This window comes from Hymenobacter sp. DG25B (assembly GCF_000801315.1).
GTDB lineage: Bacteria > Bacteroidota > Bacteroidia > Cytophagales > Hymenobacteraceae > Hymenobacter.
Window position 1 is genome coordinate 1787907 of sequence record NZ_CP010054.1, and the last position, 16484, is coordinate 1804390.

At 58.5% G+C, this 16484-nt stretch carries 13 protein-coding genes; 7 read left to right on the forward strand and 6 right to left on the reverse strand.

Annotated features, from left to right (window positions below; genetic code table 11):
- Nucleotides 1-7: 7 nt before the first annotated feature.
- A complete protein-coding gene (locus PK28_RS07650) occupies nt 8-1318 on the reverse strand; it encodes a family 1 glycosylhydrolase (RefSeq protein WP_044513039.1) in 1311 nt (436 codons plus the stop codon).
- 460 nt (nt 1319-1778) lie between these two features.
- Between PK28_RS07650 and PK28_RS07655 the strand changes: the two genes are divergently transcribed.
- The 7 genes from PK28_RS07655 (at nt 1779) to PK28_RS20915 (ending at nt 8388) form a co-directional block, all read left to right on the forward strand.
- Nucleotides 1779-3176: an exopolysaccharide biosynthesis polyprenyl glycosylphosphotransferase gene (locus PK28_RS07655; protein WP_044513041.1), complete on the forward strand. Its 1398-nt coding sequence runs from the start codon at nt 1779-1781 to the stop codon at nt 3174-3176.
- 62 nt (nt 3177-3238) lie between these two features.
- A complete protein-coding gene (locus tag PK28_RS07660; RefSeq protein WP_044513043.1) occupies nt 3239-4012 on the forward strand; it encodes a WecB/TagA/CpsF family glycosyltransferase in 774 nt (257 codons plus the stop codon).
- A gap of 237 nt (nt 4013-4249) precedes the next feature.
- The gene (gene rfbF / locus PK28_RS07665; protein WP_082017012.1) at nt 4250-5143 is read left to right on the forward strand and encodes a glucose-1-phosphate cytidylyltransferase; all 894 of its coding nucleotides are present in this window, start codon (nt 4250-4252) and stop codon (nt 5141-5143) included.
- A 151-nt stretch (nt 5144-5294) separates the two neighbouring features.
- Nucleotides 5295-6380, forward strand: coding sequence for an NAD-dependent epimerase/dehydratase family protein (locus tag PK28_RS07670; protein WP_044513044.1), 1086 nt, complete (start codon nt 5295-5297; stop codon nt 6378-6380).
- A 66-nt stretch (nt 6381-6446) separates the two neighbouring features.
- Nucleotides 6447-6989 carry a dTDP-4-dehydrorhamnose 3,5-epimerase gene (rfbC, locus tag PK28_RS07675; protein ID WP_044513045.1) on the forward strand — a complete coding sequence of 181 codons (543 nt, stop codon included), beginning with the start codon at nt 6447-6449 and terminating at the stop codon, nt 6987-6989.
- Between the two features lie 68 nt (nt 6990-7057).
- Nucleotides 7058-7852, forward strand: coding sequence for a hypothetical protein (locus PK28_RS20910; RefSeq protein WP_231576237.1), 795 nt, complete (start codon nt 7058-7060; stop codon nt 7850-7852).
- Nucleotides 7807-8388 (forward strand): hypothetical protein, encoded by a 582-nt coding sequence (locus PK28_RS20915; RefSeq protein WP_231576238.1) that lies wholly within the window; start codon nt 7807-7809, stop codon nt 8386-8388. Before PK28_RS20910 ends, PK28_RS20915 begins: the two co-directional genes overlap by 46 nt.
- A gap of 184 nt (nt 8389-8572) precedes the next feature.
- On the opposite strand, the gene PK28_RS18940 is transcribed toward PK28_RS20915, so the two are convergent.
- The 5 genes from PK28_RS18940 to PK28_RS07705 form a co-directional block, all read right to left on the reverse strand.
- The gene (locus PK28_RS18940) at nt 8573-9607 is read right to left on the reverse strand and encodes a glycosyltransferase family 2 protein (protein ID WP_048825729.1); all 1035 of its coding nucleotides are present in this window, start codon (nt 9605-9607) and stop codon (nt 8573-8575) included.
- 44 nt (nt 9608-9651) lie between these two features.
- Complete coding sequence (locus tag PK28_RS07690; RefSeq protein WP_044513047.1) at nt 9652-10902, reverse strand: glycosyltransferase family 61 protein; 1251 nt, start codon at nt 10900-10902, stop codon at nt 9652-9654.
- Nucleotides 10903-10960: 58 nt separating this feature from the next.
- A complete protein-coding gene (locus tag PK28_RS07695; RefSeq protein ID WP_044513049.1) occupies nt 10961-11917 on the reverse strand; it encodes a GDP-L-fucose synthase family protein in 957 nt (318 codons plus the stop codon).
- Nucleotides 11918-11944: 27 nt separating this feature from the next.
- On the reverse strand, nt 11945-13057 hold the full coding sequence (gene gmd / locus PK28_RS07700) for a GDP-mannose 4,6-dehydratase (RefSeq protein ID WP_044513051.1): 1113 nt from the start codon (nt 13055-13057) through the stop codon (nt 11945-11947).
- A gap of 264 nt (nt 13058-13321) precedes the next feature.
- Entirely contained in the window at nt 13322-16336 is a 3015-nt protein-coding gene (locus tag PK28_RS07705; RefSeq protein WP_156126298.1) for an Ig-like domain-containing protein, read from the reverse strand.
- Nucleotides 16337-16484 lie beyond the last annotated feature (148 nt).

Below are 16484 nucleotides of genomic sequence, written 5' to 3' on the forward strand. Positions count from 1 at the left end.
GCCCATACTAGGTTCGCGGCGCGTTGGCCTGGGCAGTGGAGACATCGGCGCTGTTTTTCTTGGCCTCTGCTTCCTGCTGCTTAGCCCAAAGGCGGCTGCTTTCCCGGGGCATTACAATGGGCAGCTGCAGGCAGACGCTGTGCGTGGGCAGCACCTGCTGCCAGTCCTTAATCAGTTGCTTATAAGCCTTGCCCACCGGCCGGATGTTGCGGTCCAGATCATACAGCCCCAGCGGGTTCACGCGGCCATTATTACTGCGCAGGGCCGTGTCCCAGTCCACCTGGTCGGTGAGGGAATACCAGGTGAAGCCCACAATAGGCACCCCGTCGTTGCGCACGCGCAGCACGTTGGCCCATTCCTTCCAGAGCCAGTTCACGGCTTCTTCGCCCGTAGAGCCCTGCGCCAGATTGGTTTCCGTGTGCATCACCGGCAGCCGGTACCGGTCGTGGTACTGGGTGGTAATAACGTGGTAGCCGAAAACCTCCCCGGCCGGCCGAATGCTGCCATCGGCGGATACGCGGTGCTCGTTGGTTTTATAGTAGTCATTGCCCATAATGCAATGATGCTTCATCTTGTTGTGCATGAAGTAGTGGTACTCGTCGCGGGTCATGCCATTATCCATCAGATACTCATACATCTCCGACTCTACCCGGCGGCCATAGTTCAGATCCAGGGACAGAAAGCGGCGGGCGTTCATCAGCTCCGCCGGCCGAATGGCAGCCGGATTTTCGGCATGGAAGTACTCCGAGGATTCGCTTTGAATAAAAATGGCATCGGCGCGCACCTCCAGAATGGCGCGCATGGCCTGCAGGTTGGCTTTTACAATGTGCTTGAGGGCCGTTACAAAACTTTGGTGGCCGGTAAGCTGCTCATTCCACCACCCATGCAGGGCCGAAAACTCGGCGCAGATGAACATTTCATTCACGGGCGTGTAAAGCTGCACCCACGGAAAGCGGGTGGCAAACGCGCGGGCATACTGCTCAAACAGCAACGGAAAGTCGGGGTTCTGGAAATTCCCCAGCCAGTCGGGAAGGCCAAAGTGGCACAAATCCACAATGGGGGAGATGTTGCGGCGCAGCAGATCCTGGAAGGTCTCGTCGGCAAAGGACCAGTCGTACTTCCCGGGGGCCAGCCACGTTTTATAAATGGGCGGGCCGTAGCGCAGAAAATGAATGCCCATTTCCTGCACCAGGTCAAAGTCCTTTTGCCAGTGCTCATAATGGCCGCATTTTGCCATTTCATCTACCCGCAACCGGCCGTTCTGGATGGTGGGGTTACTGTTTTCAATACCGGTGGCAAACAGGAAATGAGGACCCATACCAGGAAATAAAGTAGTCGGAAATAAGAGCATTTCCTCTCCCGTTTACTGGGTTGAGGGCTATGTTGTTACTTTCTTTCCGGGGAGTAGGCCAATGCCCGGGGCAGATGAGCTGCTGCCCTGCGTAGTCTGCTGGGCAAGAGCCGCGCTGCTGATTGCCAACCGCGTTGCTCATGGGCACGCTTAAAGAAGTGAGGTCCGAAGTGACAGGCCCTGGGAGTAGAGCCAGCTAAAAGAACCAGTCAAGGAGAAGGCAGAGCAGCCGTGAAAATGCCTCTGGAAGCCTGCCTTACTACCTAAGCACTTCCGTAAGCGCCTGGGAATGATATTCATATATAAATTATCTTAAATAATTTTGGCATAATTTATAAAATTGTTATAAAAAATATTGGTTAAACTATAAAAAGTTCCGTACTTAGGGTGTCCCCAAAAGTGTAAATGGTAGCGGTGAGGAAGATTTATGGAACGTTACAGACATTATTCAGACGGCTCGCGCATTATTTTTCCCATCATAGATGTGCTGGTCATTTTTGTGGCCTTCCGTAGCACGAGCTGGTTTTTATACAGCAGCTGGAGCTTTGAGGGGTATTCCCCGTTGCTGTTCGTCATTTTTGGCATGCTCTGGTGGATTCTCTCGGGCCAGTACGCCAACATCTACCGCGTAGACAAGCTCATTACCTACCGGGAGAAGCTGCTGTACCTGCTGCGCACCTTTCTGCTGCATGCCGTGGTGGTACTGTTGGGCGCTTTGCTGCTGCAGATTTACTGGGTGCCGCTGCGGTACCTGTTCACGGTGTATGCCTTCTCCGTGATAGGGGTGGTGAGCATGCGCTTTCTGCTCACCTTTCTGTACCGCACCTATCATCAGGTAATATCCCGGCCGCACAGCCGCTACGTTATTGTAGGCGCCGGCGACTCGGGCCAGGAGCTGTACCGGTTTCTGTTTTCCCACGACCCTATTGGCGACGAGTTTATGGGCTTTTTTGCCGATGAGCCCGTGGCCCCCGGCCTGCGGCCCCTGGTGCGCGGCCCTCTGCAGGAGCTGAAAGACTACTGCCTGCGCGCCCAGATAGACACGCTCTATTTCACGCTGCCCATGGACCAGCGCCACCTCATTGAGGAGCTTTCCCACTTTGCCGATGAGCATTTCCTCACCTTCCGCATCATTCCTGATTTCTGCGGCACCGTGCACAAAGAGGTGAATGTGTATTTCTACGACCATCTACCCATTCTCACCATCCGCAGCCAGCCCCTGGGCATACGCTACAACCAAACTATGAAGCGCCTCTTCGATATAGGCTTTTCCCTGTTTGTAATTGTGGGCATCTTCCCGCTGCTGCTGCCGGTGCTGGCGCTGCTGATTAAACTGGATTCGCCGGGGCCCGTTTTCTTTAAGCAGATGCGCCCAGGCAAGCGCAACCAGTTGTTTCCCTGCTACAAGCTGCGCACCATGCGCGCCGACCACCCCAACCCCGAGCTGCAGGCCACTCACCAGGACCCCCGCGTTACCCGCGTGGGCCGCTACCTGCGCAAGTATAACCTGGACGAGCTGCCCCAGTTCTTCAACGTGTTGCTGGGCCATATGTCGGTGGTAGGGCCCCGGCCCAACATGATCAGCCAGCTGGAGGAGTACTCTAAGTACATTACCACCTACCACATGCGCCATGCCGTAACGCCGGGCATTACCGGGTTTGCGCAGGTAAACGGCTACCGCGGCGAAACCCGCGCCCCGCAGGCCATGGAAAAGCGCGTGGAGTACGACCTGCAATACATGGAAAACTGGTCGTTTGGCCTGGATATGAAAATCATTGGCCGCACCGTCTGGAACATGGTGAAAGGCGAGAAAAATGCTTACTAAGCCCTGGTAAAGGGTTTGTCACCGGCTTCCAATATTAAATCAACTGCTTTACTAAAGAAAACATGCTGCCCAAACAGCTGGTGCTGGACACCTGGATTTCGACGGGAACTACCGAGCAGTTTGTGGACAGCATTCTGGACCTGGCCGCCCGGCGTGCCTCCGCGTACGTGTGCTTTGCCAATGTGCACATGGTAGTAGAGGCGCACCGCCACCGCCATTTCCGCCAGATAGTAAACCAGGCTGCCCTGGTAGCCCCCGATGGTAGCCCCGTGGCGGCCAGCGTGCGTTGGTTTGGCGGTAGCCCGCAGCCCCGTGTAGCCGGCATGGATTTGCTGCCGCAGCTGCTGGCCGCCGCCGCCGCGCAGGATAAGTCTGTGTTTTTCTATGGTACTACGCCCGCCGTGCTGGCGGCTATAGTGACCCGGGCCGCGCGCGAGCTGCCCACCCTGCGCATTGCCGGCACGCTGGCGCCGCCCTTCCGCCCGCTAACCCCCGCCGAGGATGAGGCCGATGTAGCCGCCATGAATGCCAGCGGCGCCGATCTGGTTTTTGTGGCCCTGGGCTGCCCGCGCCAGGAGCGCTGGATGGCCGAACACCAGGGCCGCATCTCTGCCTGTATGCTGGGTGTAGGGCAGGCCTTTATGGTGTATGCCGGCCTGGAGCGGCGCCTGCCCCCGTGGGCCCGCCGCTTGTGGCTGGAATGGGCGTACCGGCTGTGGCTGGAGCCCCGCCGCCTGTGGCGGCGCTACCTCACCACCAATACCCGCTTTGTGTACCTGGTAGCGGCCCGCCTGCTCGCCCAGCTGGCCGGGCGCCCTCCCTTAGCCGCCGAATAGCACTCCAGTAGCATGGTTTCTTTCCAGGGCTAACCCTAAAGGTGAAGAGTATTATTATGTCTGTACTTTATTTATTATGTATATAAATGGTGTAAAATTTATTCATAATTTATATTGACATTATTATAATTATTACTACATTCATGCAACTTGTACCTCTCTTAATCCGAGGCGAAGCTCATTCACATCACTTGTCTTGTAGTCTATTCTGTATCCACCGTTAACAGTGCCCGTTCTATGAAAGCAGTGATATTAGCCGGGGGCTACGGTACCCGCATCAGCGAAGAAAGCGGCATTCGTCCCAAGCCCATGGTAGAAGTGGGAGGGCGGCCCATTCTGTGGCACATCATGAAAATTTATGCCCACCACGGCATCCGCGACTTTGTAATCTGCTGTGGCTATAAGGGGCACATGATCAAGCAATACTTCGCTGATTATTTCCTGCGCAACTCAGACGTTACCTTCCGCATGGACCGCAACGAAATGCAGGTACACCGCAACCACGCCGAGCCCTGGACCGTGACGCTGGTAGATACCGGCGAGAAGACCATGACCGGCGGCCGCCTGCGCCGCGTGCGCGAGCACCTCAACCCCAACGAGCCCTTCTGCATGACCTACGGCGACGGGGTGGGGGATGTGGACATTAGGGCAGCCGTGCGCTTTCACCGGGAGCAGGGCACGCTGGCCACGCTCACGGCCGTGCGCCAGCCCGGCCGCTTCGGGGTGTTTAACTTAAGTGAAGGCGAAGGCACCGTGGGCAGCTTCACCGAAAAGCCTGAAGGCGAAGCCACGCCTTGGATAAACGGCGGCTTCTTTGTCCTGGAGCCCGCAGTGCTGGACTATATTGACAGCGACGATACCGTGTGGGAAAAAGACCCGCTGGAGCGGTTGGCGGCCAGCGGCCAGCTCTCGGCTTATCGCCACCAAGGCTTCTGGCAGCCCATGGATACCCTCCGCGACCGGAACCTGCTGGATGAGCTCTGGACTAAAGGGGAGGCCCGCTGGAAAGTATGGAACGATGCTCCCGAGCCCGCCACGCCCGACCCCGTACTGGCCGAAATTCTGGCCGCACCGGTGCAGGCCCCGCAGGGCGAGCGGGTAGCCAGCCCCACTATTATACCCGTGGACTGACCCGTGGCCTACTATTTCCTGCCGGCTGCTTTCCAGGGATTATGCTGCCTTTTTTACCTCAACCTTACCTGTATTATGTTGTGTTAATAAACTGATTATTAAAGTTATATAATCAAATTATGTTGACTCTTTCTCAACCAATACTCCACCTATGAATCGAATTCTCATCACCGGAAATATGGGTTATGTGGGGCCGGGCGTCGTGCGCCAGCTGCGGCAGCGCTTTCCCCAGGCCGAGCTCATTGGCTACGATACCGGCTTCTTCGCTCATTGCCTCACGGGCGCCTCCCGCCTGCCCGAAACTCGCCTCAACCGGCAAATTTTTGGCGACGTGCGCCGGTTTCCGGCCGATCTGCTGCAGGGCGTGGATGCCGTGGTACACCTCTCGGCCATTTCCAACGACCCTATGGGCAAAGCCTTTGAGGAAGTAACGCTGGCAGTAAACTACCGCGCCGGCATCGAAATTGCCCGCCAGGCGAAGGCCGCCGGTGTGCGCGCTTTTGTGTTTGCCAGCAGCTGTAGTATGTATGGCGCCGGGGGCGAGGGGGCCAAAACCGAAGCCTCCACGCTCAACCCGCTAACCGCCTACGCCCGCTCCAAAGTGCTCAGCGAGCAGGACCTGGCCCCGCTGGCCGATGACACCTTCCGGGTAACCTGCCTGCGCTTTGCCACCGCCTGCGGCTGGAGCGACCGGCTCCGGCTGGACCTGGTGCTCAACGATTTTGTGGCCGGCGCCGTGGCCGGTGGCCGCATCAGTATTCTGAGCGACGGCACCCCCTGGCGCCCCCTAATTCATGTGCTGGATATGGCCCGCGCCATTGAGTGGGCCGTGCAGCGCCCGGCCGTGCTGGGCGGCGCCTTCCTGGCCATCAATGCCGGCTCCGACGAGTGGAACTACCAGGTGCGCGAGCTGGCCCAGGCGGTGGCCCACGCCCTGCCCGGCACCACCGTAGAGCTCAACGCCGATGCCCCCCCGGACAAACGTTCCTACCGCGTCGATTTCAGCCTGTTCCGCGCCCTGGCCCCCGAGCACCAGCCCCGGCATCAGCTGGCCGATACCATTGCCGAGCTGCGCGACGGCCTGCTCGCCATGAACTTCCGCGACCCCGAATTCCGCTCCTCGCGCCTCATGCGCCTGCGTGTGCTCACAGAGCTGCGCGAAAGCCAGCAGCTAACCGATACGCTGTATTGGGCTCCGGCCGCGGTGGCTGCGCCTGTGCCCGCCGAGGTAGTCTAGCACGCTTCCTGCTTACCCCATGCATCCCCCGTGTCTCTCCTTCTTTTCCCTAAACCATATGATGTTATGATTTTTACTGAGACTGAATTGCCTGGGGCTTACATCATTGATGTGGAGCGAATGAGTGATGAGCGGGGGTTTTTTGCCCGGTCGTGGTGCGAGGATGAATTTCGGGAGCACGGCATTTTATATCCTCCGCTACAGGCCAATGTGAGTTCCAACCCCCAAAAGGGGACGCTGCGCGGTATGCACTACCAGCTGCCCCCGCATGAGGAAACCAAGCTGGTGCGCTGCACCCGCGGCGCCGTTTATGATGTCATCGTGGATCTGCGGGAAGAGTCGCCCACCTACGGGCAGTGGCTGGGCGTAGAGCTCACCGCCGACAGCTTCCGCATGCTGCTGGTGCCCGAGCGGTTTGCGCACGGCTTCCTCACGCTGGTGGATAATTCCGATGTATTCTACCAGGTATCAGCCAAATATGCCCCCGGGGCCGAGCGGGGCCTGCGCTGGAACGACCCCGCCATTGCCATTAAGTGGCCTTTCCCACCCAAGCTTGTTTCCGCCAAGGATAGCAGTCATCCTGATTTTCAGCTTCTGATATCACAGTAGCTTCTCTGCCCGAGTCCCCCCGTTCACCTTTTTACGCTTTGTAGGATATGATTTTAGTTGATACTGCTTTGCAAAAAAGGGCGCAGGCCCGCAATCCTATTCGCGTGGCTATGGTGGGCGCCGGTTTTATGGGCCGGGGTGTAGCGCTGCAAATCTGCCGCTACGTGCCCGGCATGGAGCTGGTGGTTATTGCCAACCGCTCCGTAGACAAAGCCCGGCAGGCGTATCTGGCAGCCGGCAGCGGCTCGGTGCGGGAGGTGGCCTCGGTAGCGCAGCTGGAGGAGTGCATCCGGCAGGGCGTGCCCGCCGTGACGGATGATGCCCTGCTGGTGTGCCGCGCCGAAGGTATTGATGCTATTATTGAAGTAACCGGGGCCGTAGAGCACGGTGCGCACGTGGCTATGGAAGCCATCCGCAACCGCAAGCATCTGATTCTGCTGAATGCCGAGCTGGATGGCACCGTTGGCGCTATTCTAAAAGCTTATGCTGATGAGGCGGGTGTTATCTACTCCGTTTCCGATGGCGACCAGCCCGGGGTGACGTTGAATCTGGTGCGGTTTGTCAAAGGACTGGGCGTGAAACCCGTGCTGTGCGGCAACATCAAAGGCCTGCACGACCCCTACCGTAACCCCACCACGCAGGAAGGCTTTGCCCGGCAGTGGGGGCAGAACCCCAGCATGGTCACCAGCTTCGCCGATGGCAGCAAAATCAGCTTTGAGCAGGCCTGCATTGCCAATGCCCTGGGCATGCGCGTGGCCCGGCGGGGTATGTACGGCCCCACCGTACCCACCGGCACCCCCATCAGTAAAGCCGCCGAATGGTACCCCACGAGCACCTGCTGGATGGTGGCCCGGGCATTGTAGACTACGTGGTAGGCGCCGAGCCCGGCCCCGGCGTATTCGTGCTGGGCACCCACGATGACCCCGTGCAGCAGCATTACCTCAAGCTCTACAAGCTGGGCCCCGGCCCGCTGTACTGCTTCTACACGCCCTATCACCTCTGTCATTTTGAAACGCCCACCACCGTGGCCCGGGCCGTGCTGTTTCAGGATGCCGCGCTGGCGCCGCAGGGCCGGCCCACGGTGGAGGTGATTACCGCCGCCAAAGTGCCCCTGTTTGCCGGGCAGGTGCTGGATGGCATCGGCCACTACCACACCTATGGCCTGGCGGAGAATTATGAGGTGGCCCAGCAGCAAAACCTGCTGCCCCTGGGCGTGGCCGAGGGTTGCCGCCTGCGCCACGACGTACCCCAGGACCAGGTGCTGACCTATAATGACGTGGAGCTGCCCGAGGGTCGCCTGATTGACAGGCTGCGCCGGGAACAGGAAGTCCGCTTCCCTTTACCAATGAGCGAGTCAAAGAGCGAACCAGTGCGAAATATGGCATCTGCCGCGTCCTGAGTTCTGGTTTGCCTTACTGGGCAATACCAACGGCACCCAGGTTAACTATTGCAACAAAAATCCGCTGGCGCATCCATAAGAAGGGAACGCGCCAGCGGATTTTTAAGCTAGATTATCGTGTAGTATTCAGGAGGGAAATGCAATACATAAGCATTGGTTGCTGCTGATATGCAGGAACATGGGTTTAAGCAGTAGCAACCGGCGACCACCCCGCCCGGGCACGGCTTTGGATAAGCCGGCGTGAAGCAAGAATTTCCTTGCGGTGCTGCCACACGTAGCGCAGGGCGCTTAAGGAAGTACGTTCGGCCACCAGCAAATAAGCCAGAATGGCCAGCTGCCGGGGCAATGCCCGGACCACCATATGCCATATCTGGGCTTTGGGGGTATTTTTGATGAGCATAATCCACTGGTTTCGTACGGCATTGGCGCGTACCCTGCGGCTCATGCGCAGGCGCACGCGCAGGTTGGTGGGCTGAAACTGGCGCGGGTGCAAAGCCCGGCAGGCCGGCTCAAACCAGGTGCGCCAGCCCAACAGCTGCCCTCGCCAGGCTATATCCCAGTCTTCTTTATGCGCAAAAAAACGAGGGTCAAAGAACTCGCCTTCCACCCGCAAATCGTCAATATAGCGCCGCCGGTATAACGGCAGGGCGCCATCGGCGCCATCTACGTACTGCGGGGTCAGCGGGCCGGCCTGGCTCTGGCGGATGCCGTGCAGGCGCAGGGCAAAGCGGCCATCGGGCAGGGCCAGCATGCCGGCACTGTCAATACGGGCGTCTGGTTCCCGGCTTTGCAGCAGCAGGCCACATACTACGCCAATTCGCTCATCCTTATGTAAGGCTGCCAGGGCGTGCTCCAGGTAATCCGGGTCCAGCTCCGTATCGGGGTTTACCAGCAGCACGGCCTCGGAGGTGGTGCGGTTTAGGGAGTAGTTATGGCCCCCGCAAAAGCCGGTATTGTGGTTTAGGCGGTGCAGCTTAATGCGTTTATCGGTTTCGGCCAGCGCGGCCACCAGCGCGCAGGTATCATCAGCAGAGGCATTGTCTACTACCCAGAGCTCAAAGTTGCGGTGGGTTTGTGTCAGCACAGAGCGCAGGCAGGCTTCAATGCACTCGGCACTGTTCCAGGTTACAACGGAAAGCGTAACAAAGGCCTGGGGTGCATCCTCTGGGGCAGCAGGCGCCTGGGGGGAGGCAAGGGCGGTGGAAGGGGCATTAACCATGGCAGGAGAAGTGCGGAAGAAAAAGCGGACGGCCCCAGGCCCGCCTAGCAGCTGGCCTGGGTGATGGGGGCCGGGGAAAAGTGTTCCAGCATAGCGCGCTCTACCTGGCGGCGCAGCGCGGGCAGGTCTACCAGCAGGTGGTCGGCGTTGGCGGCTAATCGGGTGTGGCTGGCGTGGGGCGAGGGGCAGACCAGGTACTGGTAGCCGATGTCGAGACGGGCGCTAAGCTCCAGAAAATCGGCCACCACAAAATTCTTTGGAAACAGCTCAATCAGCTGCGTTCCGGGCGAGCTGAAGACGATATTGGCCAGGCCCGCACCTACGGGCGCCACAATCACTTTAGCCCGCGCGAAAAGGGCTGTTTTCTCCGCCTGCGTGTAGGGCGTAAGCACGTGGGTTTCGAAGCCATAGGGCCGCAGCATAGCCTCCATCTCGGGCTCATTTACTACGTGGCGAAACTTAGCGTCGCGGCGGCTGATGTAGATGTAAGAGCCGAAGGGACGGTCGGTGGGCGGAGGGGGCAGGAGCACATCCCGCAGGAAGTTGCAGGCCCAGGTGGGCGTATGCGTGCGGGTGCCCCGCACGGCGGCGGTAACCACCAGCTGTCCGGCCCGCACGTGCGGGTGTGTTTTCACCTCCAGCAGCTGCTCGGGCCTGATGCCCATTTGCTGCGTGGTTTGGACCACAAACGGCAAGGACTTATCATACACCAGAAAGTAGTCGATGCTGCTCAGCAGGCCGGCCTCGCGCACCAGGTGCAGGCGGGGCAGGGAGTCAATGAGCCAGTGATAATAGTTGCCATTGGCCGCGCCCCCGCCGGAAAGCAAGCTGCACACCGTGCCGGCGACTTCCAGCGGCTCCTGAAAAAAGCGTTGCTGAAATATGTTGTTGCGGGCGGGGTCCAGCAGGTCCCATTCCTTGTTGGTGTACTGAAAGGATATGTCACCCACCAGGCCGCCATCGGAAGAAAGCACCGCCACGCTATTGGGATTATCAGCGTAGATGCGGCCGTTTTTCAGGACTACCACGGCGGCGGCTGGTACCTTTTCCGTGCGGTTGGGCTTGCTGTAGAGGCCTCCAAAATCAGACGCCTGCTGGTAAAAGTCATCGGGCACGTGCAGGTGGGAACTGCCGGCGGGCACAATCTCATAATAGGCCACTTCACTGCCCGGCCGCAGGGCCAGCTCCCGGCAGCTGGGGTGCACGCCTGTGGGCCGGTAGTGCAGCTGATAGGGCACTATTTCGCGCAGATAACGGCCGGCTTTTCGTTTTGCCCGGGCTATAAAATTGTGCATAAGCCCATCAGAAATAAGGATAAAAAAGATTGTGGAAGCACACGCAAAGAAAAGAGAATCAGGTCATTGCCGGAGCGGGCTGCTGCGCGGCCGGTTTCCAGTCGGCGGTGGCCAGCACCTTTTTTAATCCCTCTCGGAGCCCGATGCGGTGGTGCCAGCCCAGGGCGTGCAGGCGGCTTACATCCAGCAGCTTACGCGGGGTGCCATCGGGGCGGGAGGGGTTAAAGATGATGTCGCCGCGGAAGCCGCTCAGCTCCGCAATCAGCTCGGCCAGCTCCCGGATGCTGAGGTCCTCGCCGGTACCGATGTTCACGGGCTCGGCGCCATCGTAGTGCTGCATCAGGTGCAGGCAGGCGCTGGCCAGGTCATCCACGTGCAGAAACTCGCGGCGCGGCGTGCCGGTGCCCCAAACTTCTACGCTGGGCAGCCGGGCGGCCGCGGCCTCACTGAACTTGCGGATCAGGGCGGCGGCTACGTGAGAGTTTTCGGGGTCGTAGTTATCGTGGGGGCCATAGAGGTTGGTGGGCATCACCGTTATAAACCGGCAACCATACTGGGCGCGGTAGGCCTCGCAGAGCTTGAGGCCGGCTATTTTGGCAATGGCATAAGGCTCGTTGGTAGCTTCCAGCGGGCCCGTGAGCAAATACTCTTCCTTGATAGGCTGCGGCGCCATTTTGGGATAAATGCAGGAAGAACCCAGGTACAGCAGCTTGCCCACGCCCTGCCGGTAGCTGGCATGAATAACGTTGGCCTCAATCAGCAGATTATCATAGATAAAATCGGCGCGGTAGGTGTTGTTGGCGTGAATGCCGCCCACTTTGGCCGCAGCCAGCCACACATAGTCGGGCTGCTCCCGGGCGAAGAACTCCTCCACGGCGGCCTGGTTGCGCAGGTCCAGCTCCTGGGAGGTGCGCAGCAGCAGGTTGGTATAGCCTTCCTGCCGTAACAGGCGCACCACCGCCGCGCCTACCATACCGCGGTGACCGGCCACATAAATCTTAGCGTTTTTTTCCATGCTGAGGGAGAGGGCGAGCCGGGTAGCTTATTCGTAATAATTGAGGATGCGGTGGCCGGCCTCCAGCAGCACGGCATCGCGGCGGAACAGCAGCACATCGGCCTGCACCATGTCGCTCACCAGGGCGGGCAGGTCGTATTGGGGCGTCCAGCCCAGGCGGGTGCGGGCCCGGGTGGCATCGCCAATGAGGAGCTCTACCTCCGTGGGGCGGAAATAGGCGGGGTCGATGGCTACTACTTCCTGGCCGGGCAGCAGCTGGTAGTCGGGATTAGTGCACTGCACCACAAAGCCGGTTTCCTGCTCGCCTTCGCCGTGAAAAGCTACCTCAATGCCCAGCTCGGCAAAAGCCAGGCGCACAAACTCGCGCACGGTGGTGGTTACGCCGGTGGCAATCACAAAGTCCTCGGGCGTGTCCTGCTGCAGAATGCGCCACATGGCTTCCACGTAGTCTTTGGCGTGGCCCCAGTCGCGCTTGGCGTCCAGGTTGCCCAGGTAGATTTTGGGCTGCAGGCCCAGGGCAATGCGGGCCACGCCGCGGGTAATTTTGCGCGTCACAAACGTCTCGCCCCGCAGCGGCGACTCATGGTTGAACAGGATGCCGTTGCAGGCAAACATGCCATAAGCCTCGCGGTAGTTCACCGTAATCCAGTAGCCGTAAAGCTTGGCCACGGCGTAGGGCGAGCGGGGGTAGAAGGGCGTGGTTTCACTTTGCGGCACCTGCTGCACCAGCCCGTACAACTCCGAAGTAGAGGCCTGATAGATGCGCGTTTTCTGCGTGAGGCCCAGTATGCGCACCGCCTCCAGTACGCGGAGCGTGCCCAGCCCATCCACATCGGCGGTATACTCCGGGGTATCAAAGGACACCTTCACGTGCGACATGGCCCCGAGGTTGTAAATCTCATCGGGCTGCACTTCCTGAATAATGCGGATCAGGTTGGTGGAGTCCGTCAGGTCGCCGTAATGGAGTTTGAAGCGGATGTCGGTTTCGTGCGGGTCCTGGTATAAGTGGTCTATTCGATCCGTATTGAATAGGGAAGTGCGCCGCTTAATGCCGTGCACCTCATATCCTTTTTCCAGCAGCAGCTCGGCGAGGTAAGCACCATCCTGCCCGGTAATACCAGTGATAAGGGCTCTTTTCATAAGTAGAACTAATCAAAAGTGAAAGCAATACTGAATAGTCCATTGTTAGAACTATGTTTACAAATAATTGCATTTAAAACGATAATGTCAATATAATCTATGAAAAAATTTATTTCAAATTGTGTTTAAAATGAATTACTGGTTTGGTAGGCTTTATTGAGCCTGCGGGCATACACTACCAGAAAAACAAAAAAGCCCGATCCATAGGGACCGGGCTTTTCGAGTAGGGCAAGTGGTGCGGGCACCACCTGTATTCAGGAAGGATTAGCCAATTTTAGGAGCCAGTGCCCACTGGCGGGCCTGCAGCGCGGGTACTACTACTGCCGAGGCCGTGAAGGCGGGCAGCTGTACCAGACCACCAGCCTGAGGCGTGGGGTATACGCTGGCCGGAGCCGAGGCCACGTTCAGGGAACCAGCCGAAGGAGTGAAGATGCTGGCCGTGGAGGTTGTCTGCTTCCATACTTCCACGCCGGAGAGGTTAACGGTGCCGCCGGTGGTGGTCACGTTCAGCACGCCATCCGTAACATTAGCCGCGTATGGGCCCAGCTTTTTCCAGGTGCCGGCGCTGCCCGAGACAATGCCCGTCTGCACCGACTTGCCTTCCACCTGCACACTGAAGGTTTCCGAGTAGTTGTCTTCCCACACGTACAGGTACACCTGGTAGCTGCCGTTGGCCATGCTGCTCATCTTAAAGTCCACCGTGTTGCTGTACTTCGAAGAGCGAATCATGTTCGTGCGGGCCGCGTCCGTGCTGGGAATCAGCGCCACGGTGGTCTTGTTGTGCAGCGTGCCGTTCATGGAGTAGTTGGGCGCCGAGTTGCCTTCCCAGTTCTTGCCGTCAATCGTGGAGGCGCCCCCGTTCAGGTCGATGGCCCGGTAGAAAGCGGTGCTGGTCGTGGTAGTAGGCGTAGTGGTGGTCGTGGTCGTCGTGGTAGCGGCTTTCACCGATACGCTCACGGCACCCGAAGTAGTGGCCGCGGCGCTGTTATCCGTAGCCTTAGCCGTGAGGCTGAAGGTGCCGGTGGCCGTGGGCGTCCAGCTCAGGGAGTAGGGGGAGGAGGTATCCTCGCCCAGCTTGGTGCTGCCCGAGAAGAACTCCACTTTGCTCACGGTACCATCCGCGTCCGAAGCCGAAGCCGAAAGCGTAATAGCCGTGTTTACCGTAGGAGCAGTGTTCGAAGCCGTGAGGCTTACGGAAGGAGCTTTGTTAGCGGTGGTGGTAGTGGTAGTGCTGGTAGAGCCAGTCCATACTTCCACGCCGGAGAGGTTAACGGTGCCGCCGGTGGTGGTCACGTTCAGCACGCCATCCGTAACATTAGCCGCGTATGGGCCCAGCTTTTTCCAGGTGCCGGCGCTGCCCGAGACAATGCCCGTCTGCACCGACTTGCCTTCCACCTGCACACTGAAGGTTTCCGAGTAGTTGTCTTCCCACACGTACAGGTACACCTGGTAGCTGCCGTTGGCCATGCTGCTCATCTTAAAGTCCACCGTGTTGCTGTACTTCGAAGAGCGAATCATGTTCGTGCGGGCCGCGTCCGTGCTGGGAATCAGCGCCACGGTGGTCTTGTTGTGCAGCGTGCCGTTCATGGAGTAGTTGGGTGCCGAGTTGCCTTCCCAGTTCTTGCCGTCAATCGTGGAGGCGCCCCCGTTCAGGTCAATAGCCCGGTAGAAAGTGCCGGCTACCGGCGTAGTGCTGGTAGGCGTGGTGGGCGTAGTGGGCGTAGTGGTGGTAGCCGCCTGAACGCTCACACTCACAGCCGAGGAGGTAGCAGTGGCACCAGCATTGTCCGTGGCTTTCGCCGTCAGGCTCACCGAGCCCGCAGCCGTGGGCGTCCAGCTCAGCTCATAAGGAGAGGAAGTATCTTCGCCCAGCTTAGTGCTGCCTGAGAAGAACTCTACTTTGCTCACGGTACCATCCGCGTCCGAAGCCGAAGCCGTCAGTTTCACAGCCGTGTTTACTACCGGCGAGGTAGCAGAAGCCGTCAGGCTCACGGTAGGCACCTTGTTGGTGGTAGTAGCAGGAGGCGTAGTGGTGGTTCCGCCGCCGCTGCCGCCAACCCCAATTTTAACATTGTTGCTGCTCAGCTTATTCTGCCAGATGGTCCACTCGTTCTTCTCCGTGTCCAGCGTAATGGGGTTAGGCATGTGCTGGGTGTTGGTAGCAATCTGCAGGCCGTAGTCGGCTTCATCGTTCCGGTTGGCGTACGGGCGGTTGTAGCCCCACTTCACGTAGCCAATGGTGTTGTTATCTACCCGGTGGTTGTAGAAAACACTGCTCGAGAGGTTGTTGTAGTTGAAGATGGCTACGCCGGAGTACGTTGCGGGGAGCTTGGTTGTGCCATCGGGCATCAAACCTGCCGTTACAATGCGGTTGTGGTGGTAGTAGATATCGTGGCCGGCGGCCAGGTTCATACCACCGTTACAGATGCTGACAAACTGGTTGTTGAAAGACTCAATGAAGGCCGGCAGTGCGCCATCCTTCAGGCCGTCCGTAATCATGCCCGTACCGTAGAAAGACGTACCCGTAGCCGGGTAAGGATAAGCACCCTGAATGTAGTTGTCGTGCACTTTGGCCCAGGCGCTCGATACCCCGCCCGAGCTGTAGAAGTTGATATTATCTTCTACCAGTGAGTTGTTAGGGGTGTTCACTACCTCGTTCCAGGCAATTTCAATATTACCAATGTTGGTAACCTTATCCATGCCCACGAAATTGGCTTTGGTGCCACCCCCGTTGCGGTAGCGCGAGTCAATGTTCCGCACCTGGTTTCGCAGAATCGTCAGGGTCTGGGAGGGCGAGCCATCACCCGTCCATTGGTGAATGGTAATGCCCGTCGTTTGCTCCATGTAGTTGTTTTCTACCCGTACCGACTTAGCGGCGTGGGTAGCCAGGAAGCGGCCGCGGCGAATATTATCCTGGCTGGGCGTGAGGCCATAGCCTTTGCAGTTGCGCACCGTCAGAACAGCCCCGCCATTAACCGCCGAAATATGGTCGCCGGCGCTGGCAATGATGCAGCCATCCAGAATAACCGGCTCGGAAGTGGTAATCTTAATGGCCGGTGTATTAGAATCGGTACTGCGGTAGTTGCCCGTATATGTACCGCCTTTTGAAATCGTAATGGGACCTTGATAGGTCACGTTGGGTGCTTGCGCAGCAGCCCGGAACGTAGCCGGACCAAACCCTAATACCAACAGCACGAACGCCAACAGCGGCAGAAAGCGTGCACCAGAGGATGTTGTGTTGTGGGCGTACCCAAACCGGTTTCCAGAGGTTTTTTGCATTCTGAGTTTTGTAAAAATGAAAAACAGGGAAATGAATGACTAGCTAAACCCGCTTATGTTTTAATTGGGTCAAGATGTCTAGATCATTTTTGTGCAATTGATGGTCAGTGCCGGGCACCGGCCAAAACAACGGGGTGTTAGTTTCTGT